This window comes from Sinorhizobium kostiense (genome assembly GCF_017874595.1).
GTDB classification, from domain to species: domain Bacteria; phylum Pseudomonadota; class Alphaproteobacteria; order Rhizobiales; family Rhizobiaceae; genus Sinorhizobium; species Sinorhizobium kostiense.
The window spans coordinates 63,563-80,910 of the sequence record NZ_JAGILA010000002.1; the positions used below are offsets into that span (position 1 = coordinate 63,563).

At 61.6% G+C, this 17,348-nt stretch carries 17 protein-coding genes; 6 read left to right on the plus strand and 11 right to left on the minus strand.

The annotated features are described in order from the left end of the window. Positions 1-308: 308 nt before the first annotated feature. The 4 genes from clpX to J2Z31_RS06725 all read right to left on the minus strand — a co-directional run bounded on the left by clpX (position 309) and on the right by J2Z31_RS06725 (position 5,321). A complete protein-coding gene (gene clpX, locus J2Z31_RS06710; protein WP_018239383.1) occupies positions 309-1,586 on the minus strand; it encodes an ATP-dependent Clp protease ATP-binding subunit ClpX in 1,278 nt (425 codons plus the stop codon). 287 nt (positions 1,587-1,873) lie between these two features. Beyond that, complete coding sequence (gene clpP, locus J2Z31_RS06715; protein WP_069460708.1) at positions 1,874-2,506, minus strand: ATP-dependent Clp endopeptidase proteolytic subunit ClpP; 633 nt, start codon at positions 2,504-2,506, stop codon at positions 1,874-1,876. A gap of 291 nt (positions 2,507-2,797) precedes the next feature. Further along, positions 2,798-4,357 carry a phospholipase D family protein gene (locus tag J2Z31_RS06720; RefSeq protein WP_209601146.1) on the minus strand — a complete coding sequence of 520 codons (1,560 nt, stop codon included), beginning with the start codon at positions 4,355-4,357 and terminating at the stop codon, positions 2,798-2,800. 106 nt (positions 4,358-4,463) lie between these two features. After that, the gene (locus J2Z31_RS06725; RefSeq protein WP_209601147.1) at positions 4,464-5,321 is read right to left on the minus strand and encodes an endonuclease/exonuclease/phosphatase family protein; all 858 of its coding nucleotides are present in this window, start codon (positions 5,319-5,321) and stop codon (positions 4,464-4,466) included. 166 nt (positions 5,322-5,487) lie between these two features. On the opposite strand from J2Z31_RS06725, the gene J2Z31_RS06730 reads away from it, so the two are divergent. Further along, positions 5,488-6,735, plus strand: a complete 1,248-nt coding sequence (locus J2Z31_RS06730) for a cytochrome P450 (RefSeq protein ID WP_209601148.1) — start codon at positions 5,488-5,490, stop codon at positions 6,733-6,735. Positions 6,736-6,857: 122 nt separating this feature from the next. Here the strand turns inward: J2Z31_RS06730 and J2Z31_RS06735 are convergent, their stop codons facing one another. The 4 genes from J2Z31_RS06735 to J2Z31_RS06750 all read right to left on the minus strand — a co-directional run bounded on the left by J2Z31_RS06735 (position 6,858) and on the right by J2Z31_RS06750 (position 9,870). Further along, entirely contained in the window at positions 6,858-7,202 is a 345-nt protein-coding gene (locus J2Z31_RS06735; RefSeq protein ID WP_209601149.1) for a cupin domain-containing protein, read from the minus strand. Between the two features lie 170 nt (positions 7,203-7,372). Beyond that, on the minus strand, positions 7,373-7,999 hold the full coding sequence (locus J2Z31_RS06740) for a hypothetical protein (RefSeq protein ID WP_209601150.1): 627 nt from the start codon (positions 7,997-7,999) through the stop codon (positions 7,373-7,375). A 135-nt stretch (positions 8,000-8,134) separates the two neighbouring features. Continuing rightward, entirely contained in the window at positions 8,135-9,415 is a 1,281-nt protein-coding gene (locus tag J2Z31_RS06745; protein WP_209601151.1) for an O-acetylhomoserine aminocarboxypropyltransferase, read from the minus strand. Positions 9,416-9,441: 26 nt separating this feature from the next. Then, positions 9,442-9,870 carry a CoA-binding protein gene (locus tag J2Z31_RS06750; protein ID WP_209601152.1) on the minus strand — a complete coding sequence of 143 codons (429 nt, stop codon included), beginning with the start codon at positions 9,868-9,870 and terminating at the stop codon, positions 9,442-9,444. A 205-nt stretch (positions 9,871-10,075) separates the two neighbouring features. Between J2Z31_RS06750 and J2Z31_RS06755 the strand changes: the two genes are divergently transcribed. Then, the gene (locus tag J2Z31_RS06755) at positions 10,076-10,912 is read left to right on the plus strand and encodes an EamA family transporter (protein ID WP_209601153.1); all 837 of its coding nucleotides are present in this window, start codon (positions 10,076-10,078) and stop codon (positions 10,910-10,912) included. Between the two features lie 95 nt (positions 10,913-11,007). On the opposite strand, the gene J2Z31_RS06760 is transcribed toward J2Z31_RS06755, so the two are convergent. Continuing rightward, positions 11,008-11,829, minus strand: coding sequence for an enoyl-CoA hydratase (locus tag J2Z31_RS06760; RefSeq protein ID WP_209601154.1), 822 nt, complete (start codon positions 11,827-11,829; stop codon positions 11,008-11,010). 381 nt (positions 11,830-12,210) lie between these two features. Between J2Z31_RS06760 and rplM the strand changes: the two genes are divergently transcribed. From rplM to argC, 4 genes are all read left to right on the plus strand, one after another. Beyond that, a complete protein-coding gene (rplM, locus tag J2Z31_RS06765) occupies positions 12,211-12,675 on the plus strand; it encodes a 50S ribosomal protein L13 (protein WP_209601155.1) in 465 nt (154 codons plus the stop codon). 2 nt (positions 12,676-12,677) lie between these two features. Further along, positions 12,678-13,145: a 30S ribosomal protein S9 gene (gene rpsI, locus J2Z31_RS06770; RefSeq protein WP_209601156.1), complete on the plus strand. Its 468-nt coding sequence runs from the start codon at positions 12,678-12,680 to the stop codon at positions 13,143-13,145. Positions 13,146-13,288: 143 nt separating this feature from the next. Further along, positions 13,289-14,245, plus strand: a complete 957-nt coding sequence (speB, locus tag J2Z31_RS06775; RefSeq protein ID WP_209601157.1) for an agmatinase — start codon at positions 13,289-13,291, stop codon at positions 14,243-14,245. Positions 14,246-14,327: 82 nt separating this feature from the next. Continuing rightward, positions 14,328-15,260: an N-acetyl-gamma-glutamyl-phosphate reductase gene (argC, locus tag J2Z31_RS06780; protein ID WP_209601158.1), complete on the plus strand. Its 933-nt coding sequence runs from the start codon at positions 14,328-14,330 to the stop codon at positions 15,258-15,260. A 92-nt stretch (positions 15,261-15,352) separates the two neighbouring features. Here the strand turns inward: argC and J2Z31_RS06785 are convergent, their stop codons facing one another. Both J2Z31_RS06785 and J2Z31_RS06790 read right to left on the minus strand, forming a co-directional pair. Beyond that, the gene (locus tag J2Z31_RS06785) at positions 15,353-16,678 is read right to left on the minus strand and encodes a TRAP transporter large permease (RefSeq protein ID WP_209601159.1); all 1,326 of its coding nucleotides are present in this window, start codon (positions 16,676-16,678) and stop codon (positions 15,353-15,355) included. Next, the gene (locus tag J2Z31_RS06790; RefSeq protein ID WP_209601160.1) at positions 16,675-17,307 is read right to left on the minus strand and encodes a TRAP transporter small permease; all 633 of its coding nucleotides are present in this window, start codon (positions 17,305-17,307) and stop codon (positions 16,675-16,677) included. Before J2Z31_RS06790 ends, J2Z31_RS06785 begins: the two co-directional genes overlap by 4 nt. Between the last annotated feature and the right edge of the window lie 41 nt (positions 17,308-17,348).

Genomic DNA, 17,348 nt, shown 5'->3' on the forward strand with positions numbered 1-17,348 from the left:
ACTTCCGGCCATATGCTGAGATGCTGTTGCGGGCCTTACGACAGCGGGACCAGTGCACAGCAACCGGCTTCATTGAATCGTCACATCATCGCGTTGTTGCGGAGGTTTAGCAATAATCGATTTGCTTGGTCACAATGATTTTGCGCCCAAAATTGTTCAAAAATGGGGAGAAAACGGGCCGAAAATCGGGAAAATCGCTTTGCCTCAGAAGAGCTCCGCGGAGCTTGGCCTTCCCAGGCGCCAGGCTGAATCCCCGCTGGAAAAAGCCCGCACATGGCGGGCTTTTTCCGTTAGCCGAGAGCGGCCGATCAGGCCGAAACGTTGGTCTTTTCCTCGGAGCGATCCGAGTAGATGTAGAGCGGCCGTGCGGTCCCCTTGACCACCTCGTCCGAAATGACGACCTCGCGGACACCTTCGAGCGTCGGCAACTCGAACATCGTGTCGAGCAGGATCTTTTCCATGATCGACCGGAGGCCGCGTGCGCCGGTCTTGCGGACGATGGCACGCCGGGCGATTTCCCTGAGAGCATCCTCGTGAAAGGTCAGCTCGACATCTTCCATCTCGAACAGGCGCTGGTACTGCTTGACGAGCGCGTTCTTCGGCTCCGACAGGATCTGGATCAGCGCATCCTCGTCCAAGTCTTCAAGCGTCGCCAATACGGGCAGGCGGCCGATGAACTCCGGAATGAGCCCGAACTTGACCAGATCTTCCGGCTCGAGGTCGCGCAGCACTTCGCCCACCCGACGATCCTCCGGTGCACGGACGGTCGCGCCGAAGCCGATCGAGGTCTTCTCGCCGCGGGCGGAGATGATCTTGTCGAGACCGGCAAAAGCGCCGCCGCAGATGAAGAGGATGTTCGTCGTGTCGACCTGCAGGAATTCCTGTTGCGGATGCTTGCGGCCGCCTTGCGGTGGCACCGAGGCAACCGTACCCTCCATGATCTTCAGCAGCGCCTGCTGCACGCCCTCGCCCGACACGTCGCGGGTGATCGAAGGATTGTCAGACTTGCGCGAGATCTTGTCGACCTCGTCGATATAGACGATGCCGCGCTGGGCACGCTCAACATTGTAGTCGGCGGCCTGAAGCAGCTTGAGGATGATGTTCTCGACGTCCTCGCCGACATAACCCGCTTCGGTCAGCGTCGTCGCGTCGGCCATGGTGAAGGGAACGTCGATGATGCGCGCAAGCGTCTGCGCCAAATAGGTCTTGCCGCAGCCGGTCGGCCCGACGAGCATGATGTTGGATTTCGCCAGTTCGACATCGCTGCTCTTCGCCGCATGGGCGAGGCGCTTGTAGTGGTTGTGCACGGCGACCGACAGGATGCGCTTGGCCTGCTGCTGGCCAATGACGTACTCGTCGAGAACCTTGATGATTTCCTGAGGGGTCGGAACGCCATCGCGAGACTTGACCATCGAGGTCTTGTTCTCTTCGCGAATGATGTCCATGCAGAGTTCAACGCATTCATCGCAGATGAATACGGTGGGCCCGGCAATCAGCTTGCGAACTTCATGCTGGCTCTTGCCGCAAAACGAACAATAGAGGGTATTTTTCGAGTCACCGCCGTTGCTACCGCTGACTTTGCTCATTTTCACTTCCTTCCAGCACGCCGGACACCTTCGGAAAGATATCACGGACCACTCAATTCGCCTTATGCGGGCCCTCACCGCCCGCACGAGGTCCCTGGGAGTACCCACCGGGTCAGGCAGATCGCCTGACTCTCGGCCGCAACGACTCTCCCGTCGAACTCAGACGCTACGCTCAGAACGCCTAGCATAGCATTTCGGCTCATATTAACGGCTTTACCCTACCGATAAAGCCCTTGGCCATTACAAATGTGTCACAATCGCATCTGTGCAGACACAAAACCTCGACTTCAAGCCGTCTCACCGCCTTCGGCGGCTTCGCGTGAGGTGATCACCTTGTCGATCAAGCCCCAGTCCAAAGCCTCGTCGGCACTCATGAAATGATCGCGGTCAAGAGTCTGTTCCACCTCTTCGTAGGTGCGACCGCAATGCCTGACATAAACTTCGTTCAGCCGGCGCTTCATCTTGAGGATATCTCTCGCGTGCCGCTCGATATCCGAAGCCTGGCCCTGGAAGCCACCCGAGGGCTGATGCACCATGATACGCGAATTCGGCGTCGCAAAGCGCATGTCCTTGTGGCCCGCGGCAAGCAGCAGCGAACCCATCGAGGCCGCCTGGCCGATGCAGAGCGTCGAGACCGCCGGCTTGATGAACTGCATCGTGTCGTAGATCGCCATGCCGGCCGTCACAACGCCGCCAGGCGAGTTGATATAGAGCGCGATCTCCTTTTTCGGGTTCTCCGCCTCGAGAAAGAGCAATTGCGCGCAGACAAGTGTCGCCATGTGATCTTCGACCGGGCCCGTCAGGAAGATGATGCGCTCCTTGAGCAGCCGCGAATAAATGTCGTACGACCGTTCGCCGCGATTGGTCTGCTCGACAACCATCGGCACCAGCGCCATGGCCGTATCAACTGGATTTCTCATATCGAACCTTCATCAGTCGGGCCCGCAATCCCTTCGCGGACCAGGAATCATCGGATTAGCCTCGATCCTTACATAGAGTGTCAATGCCCTTCACTTCAAGTCGCGAACGCTCGATGAGCTTAAAGGTCGCGGCTCTTCGACCCAAAGCTTTTCGTTGGTCGGCTCCTGATGCCGATAGAACATTTTTCCAAGGTTGCTCCGCTCGCGCGCATGTCTTACCCCGCTTGCTCACAGGCATTCCCAAGTCTGCAGTAAATGATCGGTAAATTTTGGGCTGGCGTGGTGAGTTCGTCAAAGCTGTGACTCCAGCGGCAGAAAGCGGATGACGGCGGCAGCGAGCCGGCGGCCGATGCCTGCGTCGGGTTCGCCCCTGTTAAGCCGGGCCGCACCGTTGGAGCGGTGGCGCCAGACAAGGCTCTCGCCCTCGAGCAACAACCTATAGCTTCTCTCCGGCGAGGTTTCCTCATCGAAAATCGATTGCAATTCGGCCGCGAGCGTCTCGTCGGAAAAGACGATTCCCATCTCGGTGTTGAGCGAGGCGGAGCGGGGGTCGAAGTTCATCGAGCCGACATAACCCGTCGTCCCATCGACGACGAAAGCCTTGGTGTGCAAGCTGGCATTGCGCGCGCCGAACAGCGAGATGCGATGCCGGTCCAGGAAATCGCCGCCCTTCTTCAGTTCGTAGAGTTCAATGCCGGCACGCAGCAGCGCCTGGCGGTATTTCGAGTAGCAGCCGTGCACTGCCGCTACGTCGGTCGCCGCAAGCGAGTTCGTCAGCACCGCCACCCTCACGCCCTTTTTTACGAGAGCCGCCAAGTGCCGCGTACCTTCGGGTCCCGGAATGTAATAGGGAGACATGATGCGCAGGTCGCGTGCGGCGGCATCGATCAATGGAAAAAGTTCGCGCAGCAGCCAGTTCTGCCTCTTCTGCATCAGCGCCTTCTCCGGCGGATCGAAGGCCACCCGCACGCCTGCGCACAAGTGGAGTGCGCGGCCACCCCAATAGAGGCTCTCGCCGGCTTCAGTGTCGCTGACCTTTTCCAGGTAGAAGCGAGCGGCGGCCTTGCGCGCCAGGGCGCCGAGCGACTGGCGCAGGGCCGGCAGATAATGCTTGCGGGGCGTTCTCAGCGCCGCGATCGGCAATACGGACGCGCTGTTCCAGAAGCGGTCGAACATGGCCGTCGCCTCATCGACCACCGGCCCCGTCATCCAGACATCCAGGTCGCGAAAGTTCGAGAGTTCGGCTGCATCGAAATAGGCATCGCCAATGTTGCGGCCTCCGGCGATCGCCACCCGCCCGTCCGCTATCCACAGCTTGTTGTGCATCCGGCGCGTGACGCTCAGGGCGCGGACGGCCATCTCGAAACCACGGCGGAACCGATCGGTGCGCGCTCGGCTCGGATTGAAAAGCCGTACGTCGATGTTTGGATGGGCATCAAGCGAGATGCAGAGCCGGTCATGGATTCCGGCGTTGATGTCGTCGAGCAGCAGTCGAACGCGGACGCCGCGATCGGCCGCCGCTATAACCTCGCGCGTCAGCAGAAAACCGGTCAGATCGTCTTTCCAGTAATAGTATTGAAGGTCGAGGCTGCGCCCTGCCCGGCGGGCCGAATGGGCCCGCGCGACGAACGCCTCTATATTGTCCGAGATCAGGGCGATCGTGCTCTGATCGGAGGCGGCAGCGGGTAGTGACGCGACGCCTTTGTCGATCAGCGTCTCATCGTCTGCCAAGGGCAGGGCGAAGGAAGGCGGCGCCTGCGGGCGTCGGCCGAACCAGCCGTAAACATAGACCGTCGCCGCCGCCAACAGCGCAAAGAGGACGACAAGAAAAAGCGCAAGCCAGGATAACATACATCGCCGTCCACGGCGCTGCGCCCCTCAGGCGCACGGAGCCGAAGTGTCTTGAATCCGAGAAATTAATTCGGGCTCCAAATCGTTCCCAATGAAGCACGGCGTCTCATGCCGGTTCCATTCCCATCAACCCAGCGTTACCGTCCTCGTCTCCGCCCTTGAGGGCGGCCTTCAGGTCGATCGATGCCTTGACGGGCAGGTGGTCCGAAGCCAAGCGCGCGAGCGGCGAATCATGCACGGCCACGGAGGTCACGAGATGATGCGGGTTCCCGAGCACCCGGTCGAGCGGGAACAGGGGAAAGCGTGACGGGAAGCTCGCGACCGTCGCATGGGATGCGTCGAAGAGCGGGCTCAAGAACTTGAGCGAGGAGCGCTTGCCCATGCGCCACTCGTTGAGGTCGCCGATCAGGAGCGTCGGCCGATCGCCGCCGTCGGCCGCCACTTGCATGATCGTCTCGGCCTGGCGCGCGCGGGAATGGCGCAGCAGTCCGAGATGGGCGGCGATCACCCTGAGAGATCCGACCTTGAGGTCGAGATCGACGACCAGCGCGCCCCGCGGCTCGACACCCGGCAGATTGAGCTGCCGCACATCGGAGACGGCCCCTTCCCTTAGCAGGAGGACGTTACCGTGCCAGCCGTGCCCTTTCTCTGAGAACGGAGAGATTGGTATCGAGACGAGATGCGCTTCCCGCCGGATATGCTCGAGATCGAGAAGCCCGGCACGTTCTCCGAACCTCTGGTCGGCCTCCTGCAAAGCGACGATGTCTGCTCCAAGCTCGGTTATCACCTGGGCCGTGCGCGCAGGATCGAAGCGGCCGTCGGTGCCGACGCATTTGTGGATGTTGTAGGATGCGATAACGATATCGCCGCGGCTCACCGCCGCGTCGCGATTGACGATAGTCGGCCGCCGCTTGCGGATCGCCGCCACGATGCCCGCGGACAATATGCCTTGCGATTTTGCCATGCGTTCCCTGCCTGCTGCCGCATCATGCTCAAATAAGCCGGTCTGTGCCACCCAAAAAAGTCGACTTTATGCACCTGTTCGTCTTGGATCGCGGTCGTCAAAGTTCTTGCTGTGAAGGCGTCCGGCGCAATACAGATGCACAGGAAGGACCAGAAGAGTCGAAATTATGATCTCAGCACCCGGCATTAGCATTGACGGCCCCGCCCGGCGCGTTTGCCTCGACGTTCGCAATCCCGACTTCTTCCGCAATCCGCTTCCGGCCTATGCGGCGCTCCATGCGCAATGTCCGGCGTTTTTCTGGGAAGAGCAGCAGCAATGGTATTTTGCGGGCTATGATCGGGTGAACGCGCTTCTGCGCGATCGTCGTTTCGGACGGCAGATTCTTCACGTTGCGACGCGACAAGAACTCGGCCTGCCCGAACCGAAGCCGCATCTCAAGGACTTCGACGCGCTTGAGGCGCATTCGCTGCTGGAATTGGAGCCGCCGGCGCATACGCGGCTGCGGACGCTCGTCAACCGTGCCTTCGTGTCCCGACAGATCGAGCAGCTCCGGCCGGAGATCGAAGCGCTTTCGCATGCGGTGATCGACACTTTCGAAAAGGATGGAGAGGTCGAACTCCTGAAGACCTACGCGGAAACGATCCCCGTCACCATCATCGCGCGGATGCTCGGCATCCCGGTCGAAGCGGCCCCTCGCCTTCTCGATTGGTCGCACCGAATGGTGAAGATGTACGTCTTCAATCCGAGCCTCGAAGTCGAAATCGATGCCAACATGGCCTCCGCCGAGTTCGGCGAATACCTGAAGGGTATCATCGATGACAGGCGCGCAAACCCCGCGGATGACCTGCTCACCCACATGATCACCTCGGAAAAGGACGGCGAACGGCTGTCGGAGGCGGAATTGATCTCGACCATCGTGCTGCTCCTCAACGCCGGGCACGAGGCGACGGTCCATCAGATCGGCAATGCGGTTCGCACGATCCTCAAGTCCGGGTTCTCGCCCCCCGAACTCTTCGCCAATGCGGAGACGACCGAACGCACCGTCGAAGAATGCCTGCGGTTTGCCGCGCCTCTCCACATATTCCAGCGCTACGCGCTCACGGACATTGAGCTCGAGGACGGCGTCACGCTCGAGAAAGGCGACAAGATCGGGCTGATGCTCGGAGCGGCAAATGTCGATCCGCGCAAATTCTCGGCACCCGGCACGTTCAAGCCCGACCGCGACGAAGGCGCCAATGTCTCCTTCGGGGCGGGCCTGCACTTCTGCATCGGTGCGCCGCTTGCGCGGCTGGAGCTCAAGGTGTCCCTGCCGATCCTCTTCCAGCGCTTGCCCGGCATGCGGCTGAAACACGATCCGCCAGTCAAGGACAGCTTCCACTTCCATGGCCTGGACCGGCTGGACCTCGTCTGGTGATGCGGCGCCCCGGCAGCCTTTGCATCCGGTTACACTTGACGCCCTAACTCGTTCGAAGTCCTCGCGGGCTGTCGGCGGAAACACGATGTCGGCGGATGACGACCGGCAGCGACCGTGACCGCCTATAGCCGGATTACATAGTCTTTTCTGGTCGTTTCGACGACCTCCCAGGTGCCCTTGAAGCCAGGCCGAATTATCATGCTGTTGCCGGCCTTGAGCTCGACTGGTTCGCCTCCGTCTTCGGTCACGATCGAGTGGCCAGACAGAATGTGGAAATATTCCCACTCTTCATAGGCGATCCGCCACTTCCCGGGCGTCGCCTCCCAAATGCCGGCATAGAGACTGCCCGGGGCCTCTTCGAAATTCCAAGTGCGGAACTCGGGGCTTCCGGAAATCAGCCGATCCGGCGCAGGGGCGCCGATTTCGGCCTCCTCCGAGCCAAGATCGAATTTCAGCATGTGGCTCATGAGACACCTATTTCACTGCAGGGCCGCGTGTCTAAGCAGACGCGCAAGAGATCGCTGTATCACTTTGCAATGCTGCGTGTCTTCGTCCTAATCAGGTGGACCAGTGGCGCAGCCACCGCCTCCAAGCCGCTCCAGACGCGATGGTCTAATTGGCGCCAATCAGGTCGTTGTCAATTAATTGCGAAGCAGTAGAACAGGCCGTCCCCGCCAGTGCTCCTGAATGCCTCGTTCGAGCAGCCGCCGCGGGTTGTATGCGACGAATTCCAGGATTTCGCCGCGGCGGAATCGTCCAGGCCCGTGCGGTCGCTGTGGCCGACGATAGCAGCGCCCTCCGCACCGCCCATTGACCAATTGCCGCAGGTTTCCGGTGCAGCGGTTCCATCTGCCTTGGAACCGGTCAGGATGTCGTGGCGGTTCGGAGTATCCCCGCGACCGGGAATGACTTCACCTTTCTCGTTGAGAGCCGTCTCTTTGGTGAGATTGTTGCCATCGCTATGCAGCGAGGCGACATCGTCGGCAATCTTCTCGCCTTTGGCGTTGAACCAGGGACCGGTACCGATGCGATCCCTGGCGTTCTCCTCATCGGTGGAAAGATAGGCTCTCCAGGTCTTGCCCGTCGAACCACTCGCCGTCGCCAAAGAATTGCAGTGAGCGTCGGCCCCGGCGAGCCCTCCGAGATCGCCGCCCTTGCCCGGATTCGAGCTGGTGACGAAGAAGCTCATGGAAGTGTCCTGGGCCAGTACCGGCAACGGCGAAGAGACCAGAGCGGCCACGAGGAATGCAAGCGTAGGTTTCATAGCTTTTTCTCCCGCATTGCGCAGGAAAAGCGTAGTGTGGGAACCGATTGGCGTAAAATCGAAATCCTGTGATTGCAGGTCGGCCGCCCACCTCCCCGCCCCGCGCTCGGCGCAGCGAGAAATGGCCGAACCGTATCAGATCTTCTCGAGCGCCTGTTCCAGGTCCGCAATGATGTCCTCGACGTCTTCGATGCCGATCGACAGACGGACCACATCCGGCCCAGCACCGGCAGCTGCCTGCTGCTCCGGCGCAAGTTGCCGATGAGTGGTCGAGGCGGGGTGGATAACCAGCGAGCGCGTGTCGCCGATATTGGCGAGATGGGAGAACATCTCGAGCGCCTCGACGAAGCGCTTGCCCGCCTCGAACCCGTCCTTGAGCCCGAAGGTGAACACGGCGCCCGCCCCCTTGGGCGAATAGCGCGTTTGCAGCGCATGGTTCGGATCTTCCTCCAGCCCGGCATAGCGGACCCAGGAGACCTTCTCCTGTGCCGTGAGCCATTTCGCAACCGCAAGCGCATTGTCGCAGTGGCGCTGCATGCGAAGCGGCAGCGTCTCCGCCCCGGTCTGGATCATGAAGGCGTTGAAGGGAGAAATGGCCGGCCCGAAATCGCGCAGGCCCAGGACCCGTGCCGCAACCGCGAAGGCAAAGTTGCCGAAGGCCTGGTGCAGGACGATGTTGCCATATTCCGGACGCGGCTCGGATAGGAGCGGATAGTTGCCGGACCTCGACCAATCGAAAGTGCCGCCGTCAACGATGATGCCGCCCATCGAATTACCGTGGCCGCCGATGAACTTGGTCAGCGAATGGACGACGAGATCAGCACCATGCTCCAGCGGCCGCACGAGGTAAGGTGTCGCCATCGTGTTGTCGACGATGAGCGGCAGTCCGTGCCGGCGCGCGACCTCGGCGAGCGTCGCGATGTCGACGAAGATGCCGCCCGGATTGGCGAGGCTTTCGATGAAGATCGCCTTTGTCCTTTCATCGATCTGCCGCTCGAAACTGTCCGGATCGGCGCAATCCGTCCAGCGAACCTGCCAGTCGAAGGACTTGAAGGCTTGGCCGAACTGATTGATGGAGCCGCCGTAAAGCTGCCTTGCCGCGACGAAATTGTCGCCCGGGCTCATGATCGTGTGGAAGACAAGAAGCTGGGCCGCGTGCCCCGAAGCCACCGCGACCGCCGCGGTACCGCCTTCAAGAGCCGCAATCCGCTCCTCCAGCACCGCCTGCGTCGGGTTCATGATGCGGGTATAGATATTGCCGAATTGCTGCAGCCCGAAGAGCGCCGCTGCGTGATCCACGTCGTTGAAGACAAAACTCGTCGTTTGATAGATCGGCGTTGCCCGTGCGCCCGTCGTCGGGTCTGGCTGGGCTCCCGCATGGACAGCGAGCGTGCTGAAACCTGGTCCGGCCTTCATCATGGTCCCCTTCCCTTTTTCGCCGGTCAGCCGATCAGGCGCGGATATTCGATCGCCGGGCACCGATCCATGACGACCTTGATACCGGCGGCCTCCGCCTTGGCGGCCGCCTTGTCGTCACGCACCGACAATTGCCCCCAGATCACCTTCGGCAAGCGTGGCAGCGCCAGGATCTCGTCGACGAGCGCCGGCAAAGCTGCGGGAGACCGAAAGACGTCGACCATGTCGATTGGCTCGGCTATGTCCGCAAGACGTGCCACGACGGGCTGATCGTGGATCGTCCGGCCAACCTGGCCGGGATTGACCGGAATGACGCGGTATCCCTTGCGCAGAAGGAAAGCCATGACGCGATGGCTCGGCCTTTCCGGCTTCGGTGAGGCGCCGACGAGCGCAATGGTTTTCGTCTCGCGCAGGATTTCAGCAAGGTAGTGGTCCGGGTAGGCATCGTGATTCATGCTTGCACGTCCGGGAGTAGATTTCGTTGCCGGGATAGTTGGTGCCACGCTCGTGCAAGTCAACCGAGCCGGGGCCGATCTGCCAGCCTGTGCACCGTTTCCTTCCGCCGAGGGGAATTCGACTTCGCTGGAACCCGGTTGCATTTCCCCGCCGGCAAGGCGACAACTTGCGAGCCTTCCCTCCAAGCGCCTACCGAGGTTCATCTTGCCGCTCGATGTCATCGCGCTCGTACTCTTCGGGGCGCTACTGCACGCGACCTGGAATGCCCTCGTCAAAGCCGGCTCTGAAAAGTCGCTGGATGCCGCCATGGTGGCGCTCGGCGCCGCGGTCGTGGCACTGCCTTTCCTCCCCTTTTTGCCGCTTCCTCGCTCGGAAGCATGGCCTTTCATCCTGATCTCGGCGGTCTTGCAGTTCGCCTATTTCCAACTGGTCGCCGCCTCCTATCGTGCCGGCGATATCGGCCTCGTCTACCCGCTGATGCGCGGAACGGCGCCGCTCATCGTCGCTGCCACCAGCAGCATCGTCGTCGGCGAAGATCTGACCGGCGGCGCGCTCGCCGGCATCCTGACGATCTCGGCTGGAGTGCTGACGCTCGCGCTGGAATCAGGCAAGGGCGGCAAGCAGGCCATTGCGCTCGCACTCCTCAATTCCTGCGTGATCGCGAGTTACACCTTTGTCGACGGAATCGGCGCGCGCGTTTCCGGCAATGCGATCTCCTACACGCTGTGGATGGCGCCGCTGCCGCCGGTTCTTCTCTTCGCCTGGGCCTTCACGACGCGCGGAGTCAGACCCGTATTCAGACACATCCGTCACCACTGGTGGCGCGGCCTGATCGGCGGTGGGGGGTCGCTCGTCGCCTATGGGCTGGCGCTCTGGGCCATGACCAAGGCCCCCGTGGCGACCGTCGCCGCACTGCGCGAAACCTCGATCCTCTTTGCCGTGGTGATCTCGGTCGTGTTCCTGAAGGAGCGCGTCAGCATCTGGCGCATCGCCGCGGCCTTGGTGATCGCGCTCGGCGCGCTGCTGCTCAGGCTCGCCTAGAGCGGGATGCGATCACGTCCGTTCGCGGCACGGCTCCGACTTTTTGCCTTTGCGGCGTTTGCAATCGGGTGATGCCACCTGTCTGCCACAATGCTCTAATCCTCATCCCACTCCGGCATGCGCTTGCCCAGAAAGGCGCCGATTCCCTCCGCCGCATCGCGAGCGAGCATGTTCTCGACCATGACGCCGACGGTGTAGTCGTAGGCCGCGTCGAGCGACAATTCAGCCTGCCGGTAGAAAGCTTCTTTGCCAATCTTCAGCGCCTGCGGCGATTTGGAGGCGATGACGGAAGCATATTTGTCCACCACCTGGCGCAGGTATTGCTGCGGCACGATGCGATTCACGATTCCGAAATCCTTTGCTGTGGACGCGTCGATCGTCTCCCCCGTCAGAAGCATCTCCAATGCCTGCTTACGATGCGCTGCGCGCGACAGCGCGACCATGGGCGTCGAGCAGAACAGCCCGATATTGACGCCTGGCGTGCAGAAGGTGGAACTATCGGTGCAGACCGCCAGATCGCAGCTGGCGACAAGCTGGCAGCCGGCGGCGGTCGCAAGCCCGTCGATCTCGGCGATGACTGGCTGCGGGAGCCGCGTGATTTTCAGCATAAGATCGGCCGCGAGCCGGACGGCGCGTCCGAAGAATCCTCTGCCGCCATCCTCATCTGCGCGATGCAGCGTGAACTCCTTGAGGTCGTGCCCGGCGGAGAAAACAGAGCCGATCGCGGCAATCACGACGACTTTGATCTCCTTCGACGCGGCAACCGCTGAAAGCTCCGCCGCGAGCGCCTCCAGGAGAGCGAAGGAGAGGGCATTCGCAGGGGGATTGTTCAGCGTCAGCCGCAGGACCGGGCCGTTCACCTCGCGCAGGAGCAGACCATTCTGCCCATCTTTCCTGAATGCGACGACGTCCGCCATGATCTTCTCCATAGTCTCGAGCTGCCCCAGTCTTGAGCTGCCCCGTGCGAGCTTAGCTAACGCATCGGCCCTAAAATCGGAACCGATTTTCGGAAAGCCAAACTCGCAATGCGCGGTGAGCAAGTGGCGGCCTGTAGCGGGCAATGGTCGATTTTGCCTCGCCATTTTTGTGGTACCATGAAACCACATCTTTAAACGCTTGATTCTACAAGTTTCTCTTTTTTTGAAATGCGGGAAACCGCTCTTGACCGCGCTCTCCTGCATCCGTATAAGCTGCCGCAGATCGCGGTCCCTTAAGGCCGCCTTCTTTTTTGGCTCGGCCAAAGCAAGCAACAAGAAACGCCCGGCTCGTTTCCGGGTCCAACGAAAGAGTTTTTAGATATGGCAACCTTCGTTCAGAAGCCTGCAGAGGTGGAGAAGAAGTGGATCCTCATCGACGCCGAAGGGCTCGTTGTCGGTCGCCTCGCTACCATCATCGCAAACCGCCTTCGCGGCAAGCATAAGGCCACCTTCACCCCCCATGTCGACGACGGCGACAACGTCATCGTCATCAATGCCGAAAAGGTCGTCCTGACCGGCAAGAAGTACTCCGACAAGAAGTACTACTGGCACACCGGCTATCCGGGTGGCATCAAGGAGCGCACCGCTCGCCAGATCATCGAGGGGCGCTTTCCGGAGCGCGTTATCGAGAAGGCTGTTGAGCGCATGGTTCCGCGCGGCCCGCTGGGCCGCCGCCAGATGAAGAACCTGCGCGTCTATGCAGGCGCGAACCACCCGCATGAAGCACAGCAGCCGACCGTCCTCGAGGTCGCCAAGCTGAACAGCAAGAACACAAGGAGCGCCTGATAATGGCTGACCTTTCCGCTCTTAAGGAAATCGCCACGACGGCGGAACCGGCTGCTCCGGTTCACGTCAAGAAGGTCGACGCGCAGGGCCGTTCCTACGCGACCGGCAAGCGCAAGGACGCCGTCGCCCGCGTTTGGGTCAAGGCCGGCTCCGGCAAGATCACCATCAACGGCAAGCCCTTCTCGGCTTACTTCGCCCGTCCGGTTCTGCAGATGATCCTGCAGCAGCCGATCGTCGCGGCTGCCCGTGACGGCCAGTTCGACATCGATGCAACCGTTGCCGGCGGCGGCCTTTCCGGCCAGGCCGGTGCAGTTCGTCACGGCATCGCCAAGGCGTTGACCTATTTCGAGCCGGGCCTGCGCTCCGTTCTGAAGCGCGGCGGCTTCCTCACCCGCGACAGCCGCGTGGTCGAGCGCAAGAAGTACGGCCGTGCAAAGGCACGCCGTTCGTTCCAGTTCTCCAAGCGTTAATCGCTGCGGAAACTGCACCTGTCAAAGGCCGGGCCCGTCCCGGCCTTTTCTTATTGTCTGCCCATGCACATGAAATTGTCCGAACAGTCTTGCCTTGCCGGCGGCGATTGTCCAACGTCGCGTCGAGCTGACGGAGAATGTGCATGGCAAACAACACAATCGACCACGCGATTACCGCAAGGTCGCTGAGATCGGCCGCATCCGACCCGACGCACGCAGGCGTCCTTTCCTTCATGCGGCGGAAATACACGAAGGAACTCGATAGCGTGGACGCGGTCGTCTGGGGCATTCCCTTCGATGCCGCAACGTCGAACCGCCCAGGGGCCCGCTTCGGCCCGCAAGCGATCCGCCGCGCTTCGGCCATCTTCGACAACGATCCGCAATATCCCTTCCAGCGCGATCTGTTCGCTGACATGGCGACGATCGATTATGGCGACTGCCTGCTCGACTATGGCAATCACGCCAAGACGCCAGCGACGATCGAGCGCGAGGCGGCAAATATACTGAGATCCGGCGCCTATATGCTGACGCTAGGCGGCGACCATTTCGTCACCTATCCGATCCTCAAGGCGCATGCCGCACTCCACGGCCCCCTCGCCCTCGTGCAGTTCGACGCCCACCAGGATACCTGGCCGGACGAGGAAGGCCGCATCGATCACGGCTCCTTCGTCGGCCGCGCTGCACGTGAAGGTCTGATCGACATCGAGCGCTCGATCCAGATCGGCATTCGCACGCACGCGCCGGAGGATTGCGGCATCCGGATGATCTATGGCTACGAGGTGGAGGAGATGCGTGCCGAGGAGATCGCCGACACGATCATCCGGCACGTCGGCAGCCACCCGACCTATCTCACCGTCGACATCGATTGCCTCGATCCGGCCTTTGCACCCGGGACCGGCACGCCAGTCGCGGGCGGACCTTCGAGCGCGAAGATCCTGTCTGTCCTGCGCAAGCTCGGCGCGCTTCATGTGGCCGGCAGCGACGTCGTCGAGGTGGCGCCCGCCTATGATCACGCCGACATGACCGCCATTGCTGGCGCGACCATCGCCATGTATATGCTGGGCCTGCGCGCCGAATGGCTCGCGGAACGACGCGGCTGAACCGCGCGTTGAGAAACAGAATCAGGTCAATGCCAGGCTGATTCCGGAAGCTTCCGTAAAGGTCTGCAGGAGCAGGATAATCATGAAACCGAAGATCTTCATCGATGGCGAACACGGCACGACGGGGCTGCAGATCCGCGCGCGCATGGTCGGCCGCTCCGATGTCGAGCTCCTGTCAATTCCGGAGGCAGAACGACGCAACGCGGCGATGCGCGAGGACCTCTTGAACAGCGCCGATGTCGCCATTCTCTGCCTGCCCGACGACGCCTCCCGCGAGGCAGTCGCCATGGTCGCCGGCAACAATCGCGTGCGCATCATCGATACATCGACCGCGCACCGCGTCTCGCCCGACTGGGCCTATGGCTTTGCCGAGATGGACAAGACGCAACCCGAAAAGATCCGCGGCGCGCGTCATGTCGCCAATCCCGGCTGCTACCCGACGGGTGCGATCGCACTCATCCGTCCGCTGCGCCAAGCGGGCATTCTTCCCGACGGCTACCCGGTGACGGTCAATGCGGTCTCCGGATATACCGGCGGCGGCAAGCAGATGATTGCGCAGATCGAAGACGAAAAGAATCCGGACCACATCAGCGCGCCGCACTTCCTCTACGGCCTCACCTTGAAGCACAAGCACGTGCCCGAGATGAAGATGCACGGCTTGCTCGAGCGCGCGCCTGCCTTCGCGCCATCGGTCGGCAAGTTCCCGCAAGGGATGATCGTGCAGGTGCCACTCTATCTTGAGGAGCTTGCGGCCGGCGCGACGCTCGAAAGCATCCATGCCGCGCTCGTCGAGCACTATGCCGGTCAATCGATCGTCGAAGTCGTGCCGCTGGACGAGAGCGCAAAGCTCGCTCGCATCGACGCCACGGAGCTCGCCGGCAAGGACACGATGAAGCTCTTCGTCTTCGGGACCAGCGGCGGCGCGCATGTGAACCTCGTCGCCCTGCTCGACAACCTTGGCAAGGGCGCCTCGGGTGCGGCCGTCCAGAACATGGATCTGATGCTCTCGGCCTGAGGCTATTAGAGCCGCCACGCCGCTTCGAACGCAACAAGGCCGCGACCCTTCGGGGTCGCGGCCTTGTTCATTTCGGTGTGCCGGTCTTCCGTTCAGTTCAAACCCAGGAACTGCGGCAAGACGAGCGAGATCGCCGGTATATAGGTGACCGCCACCAGGAAGATCAGCGCCGTCAGCAGCCAAGGCCAGCTTGCCCGCGTCACCTCCGTCAACCCGAGCTTCGACAGCGCAGAGGCGACATAGAGATTGAGGCCGACCGGCGGCGTGCAGAGGCCGATCTCCATGTTGACCACCAGCATGATGCCGAAATGAACCGGATCGACACCGAGCTTGACGGCGACGGGATAGAGGATCGGCGCCATGATCAACACGATCGCCGAGGGCTCCATCACCATGCCGATCAGGAGCAGGATCGCGTTTACCATCAGCAGGAAGCCGATCTTGCCGAAGCCGAAATCAACGATCCAGGCCGACAGCATCTGCGGGATCTGCTCCGAGGTCAGGATGAAGGCAAACATGACGGCATTGGTGATGATGTAGAGCAGCATCGCCGACATGCCGGCGGAGGCGAGCAGCACCTTCGGCACTTCGCGAAGCGAAATGTCCTTGTAGACCCAGACCGCGATGATGAAGGCGTAGACTGCCGAGACTGCCGCGGCCTCCGTCGGCGTGAAGATGCCCCCATAGATCCCGCCCATGATGATCACGATCAGCATCAAGCCCCAGACGCTTTCGCGGAAGGCCTTGATGCGCACGCTCCACGGCGCCCGCGGCATGCGCGGGTAGTCGTTCTTCCAGGCGCGGTAGGTGGTGGTCGCGCCGAGCATCGCCGCGAGCATCAGTCCCGGAATGACGCCGGCCATGAACAAGGTGCCGATCGAGGCGGACATTACGGGTTCGCCATTCGGTCCCGTGACCACCATGCCGGACGTCGCAACGGCATACATGACCATCACGATGGATGGTGGAATCAGGATGCCCAGGCCGCCGGCCGTCGCGACCGCGCCGACGCCGAACTGTGGCGGATAGCCCTGCCGGACCATGGCCGGTATCAGGATCGAGCCGACAGCCATGACGGTCGCAGGCGACGAGCCCGAGATCGCGGCAAAAAGGGCGCAGGCCAGTACCGAAGCGAGCCCCATACCGCCATACCAGTGCCCCACCATGGAGGTCGCGAACCGGATCATCCGCTTGGCGACCCCGCCATGGGTGAGGAAATTGCCCGCCAGGATGAAGAACGGGATTGCCATGATCTCGAACTTCTCGATGCCCGTGAACAGCTTCAGGGCGATCGAATCCATCGGGATACTGGTGAAGCCAAAAAGAAAGGCGAAGACCGTCAAGCCCAGCGCGATGGAGACCGGCATGCCGGTCACGAGCAGGATCGCAAGGATCGCAAAGATCAGAAGCGCGGTCATGCGTGTGCTCCCTTGGAAAGATCCTCGGCCTCTTCTTCCAGCCCCTCCACGGCGCCATGGTCATGATGCGCGACGAAACCGGTGGTGGCGTAAAGCCAGAGCGCCTGGATGAAACGGAAGCACATCAGCGCCGAGCCGAGCGGAACGGCGAGGTAGACGAGCCACATCTGGATTTCGAGATCCGGGGAGGTCTGCCCGCCCCTTGCGACGTGATAGACGAAGTCGCTGCCGATCCAGGTGATGATCGCGGTGAAAAGAACACCGCCGGACATGGCGACTATGGTAACGAGCCGGCGCGTCGCCCCCGTGAGACGCTCGACGAGGATATCGACGCCGACGTGGATACCAACGCGCACGCCATAGGCAGCGCCGAACTTGGCCATCCAGACGAAAAGGTAGATGCAGGCCTCCTGCGCCCAGGTGAGCTTGATCGCGTTCACGGTCTTGAAGAACGAGCGCGCGAAATCCATCAGGGCGGGCATGTCGTTGGTGCGGGCGAAGCCGACTAAGTCGGCTGCAAAACCGATCGAGAAACGGTGCAGGACCGCGACGAAGATCAGCGCCACGGCGAGAGCCATGAGCAAGGAGATCAGAATTTCTTCGAAGCGGTCGAGGAAGCGCAGGGTCATGGCGAACCTCGACAAGAAAGGGGGGACGCACGAAGCGTCCC

Coding starts and splice junctions, on each gene's coding strand:
- J2Z31_RS06785 (WP_209601159.1), bottom strand. CDS start 16,678: ATGACCGCGCTTCTGATCTTTGCGATCCTTGCGATCCTGCTCGTGACC.
- J2Z31_RS06730 (WP_209601148.1), top strand. CDS start 5,488: ATGATCTCAGCACCCGGCATTAGCATTGACGGCCCCGCCCGGCGCGTT.
- clpP (WP_069460708.1), bottom strand. CDS start 2,506: ATGAGAAATCCAGTTGATACGGCCATGGCGCTGGTGCCGATGGTTGTC.
- J2Z31_RS06740 (WP_209601150.1), bottom strand. CDS start 7,999: ATGAAACCTACGCTTGCATTCCTCGTGGCCGCTCTGGTCTCTTCGCCG.
- argC (WP_209601158.1), top strand. CDS start 14,328: ATGAAACCGAAGATCTTCATCGATGGCGAACACGGCACGACGGGGCTG.
- J2Z31_RS06760 (WP_209601154.1), bottom strand. CDS start 11,829: ATGGCGGACGTCGTCGCATTCAGGAAAGATGGGCAGAATGGTCTGCTC.
- J2Z31_RS06750 (WP_209601152.1), bottom strand. CDS start 9,870: ATGAATCACGATGCCTACCCGGACCACTACCTTGCTGAAATCCTGCGC.
- J2Z31_RS06720 (WP_209601146.1), bottom strand. CDS start 4,357: ATGTTATCCTGGCTTGCGCTTTTTCTTGTCGTCCTCTTTGCGCTGTTG.
- J2Z31_RS06745 (WP_209601151.1), bottom strand. CDS start 9,415: ATGAAGGCCGGACCAGGTTTCAGCACGCTCGCTGTCCATGCGGGAGCC.
- speB (WP_209601157.1), top strand. CDS start 13,289: ATGGCAAACAACACAATCGACCACGCGATTACCGCAAGGTCGCTGAGA.
- J2Z31_RS06725 (WP_209601147.1), bottom strand. CDS start 5,321: ATGGCAAAATCGCAAGGCATATTGTCCGCGGGCATCGTGGCGGCGATC.
- J2Z31_RS06735 (WP_209601149.1), bottom strand. CDS start 7,202: ATGAGCCACATGCTGAAATTCGATCTTGGCTCGGAGGAGGCCGAAATC.
- rplM (WP_209601155.1), top strand. CDS start 12,211: ATGGCAACCTTCGTTCAGAAGCCTGCAGAGGTGGAGAAGAAGTGGATC.
- J2Z31_RS06790 (WP_209601160.1), bottom strand. CDS start 17,307: ATGACCCTGCGCTTCCTCGACCGCTTCGAAGAAATTCTGATCTCCTTG.
- clpX (WP_018239383.1), bottom strand. CDS start 1,586: ATGAGCAAAGTCAGCGGTAGCAACGGCGGTGACTCGAAAAATACCCTC.
- rpsI (WP_209601156.1), top strand. CDS start 12,678: ATGGCTGACCTTTCCGCTCTTAAGGAAATCGCCACGACGGCGGAACCG.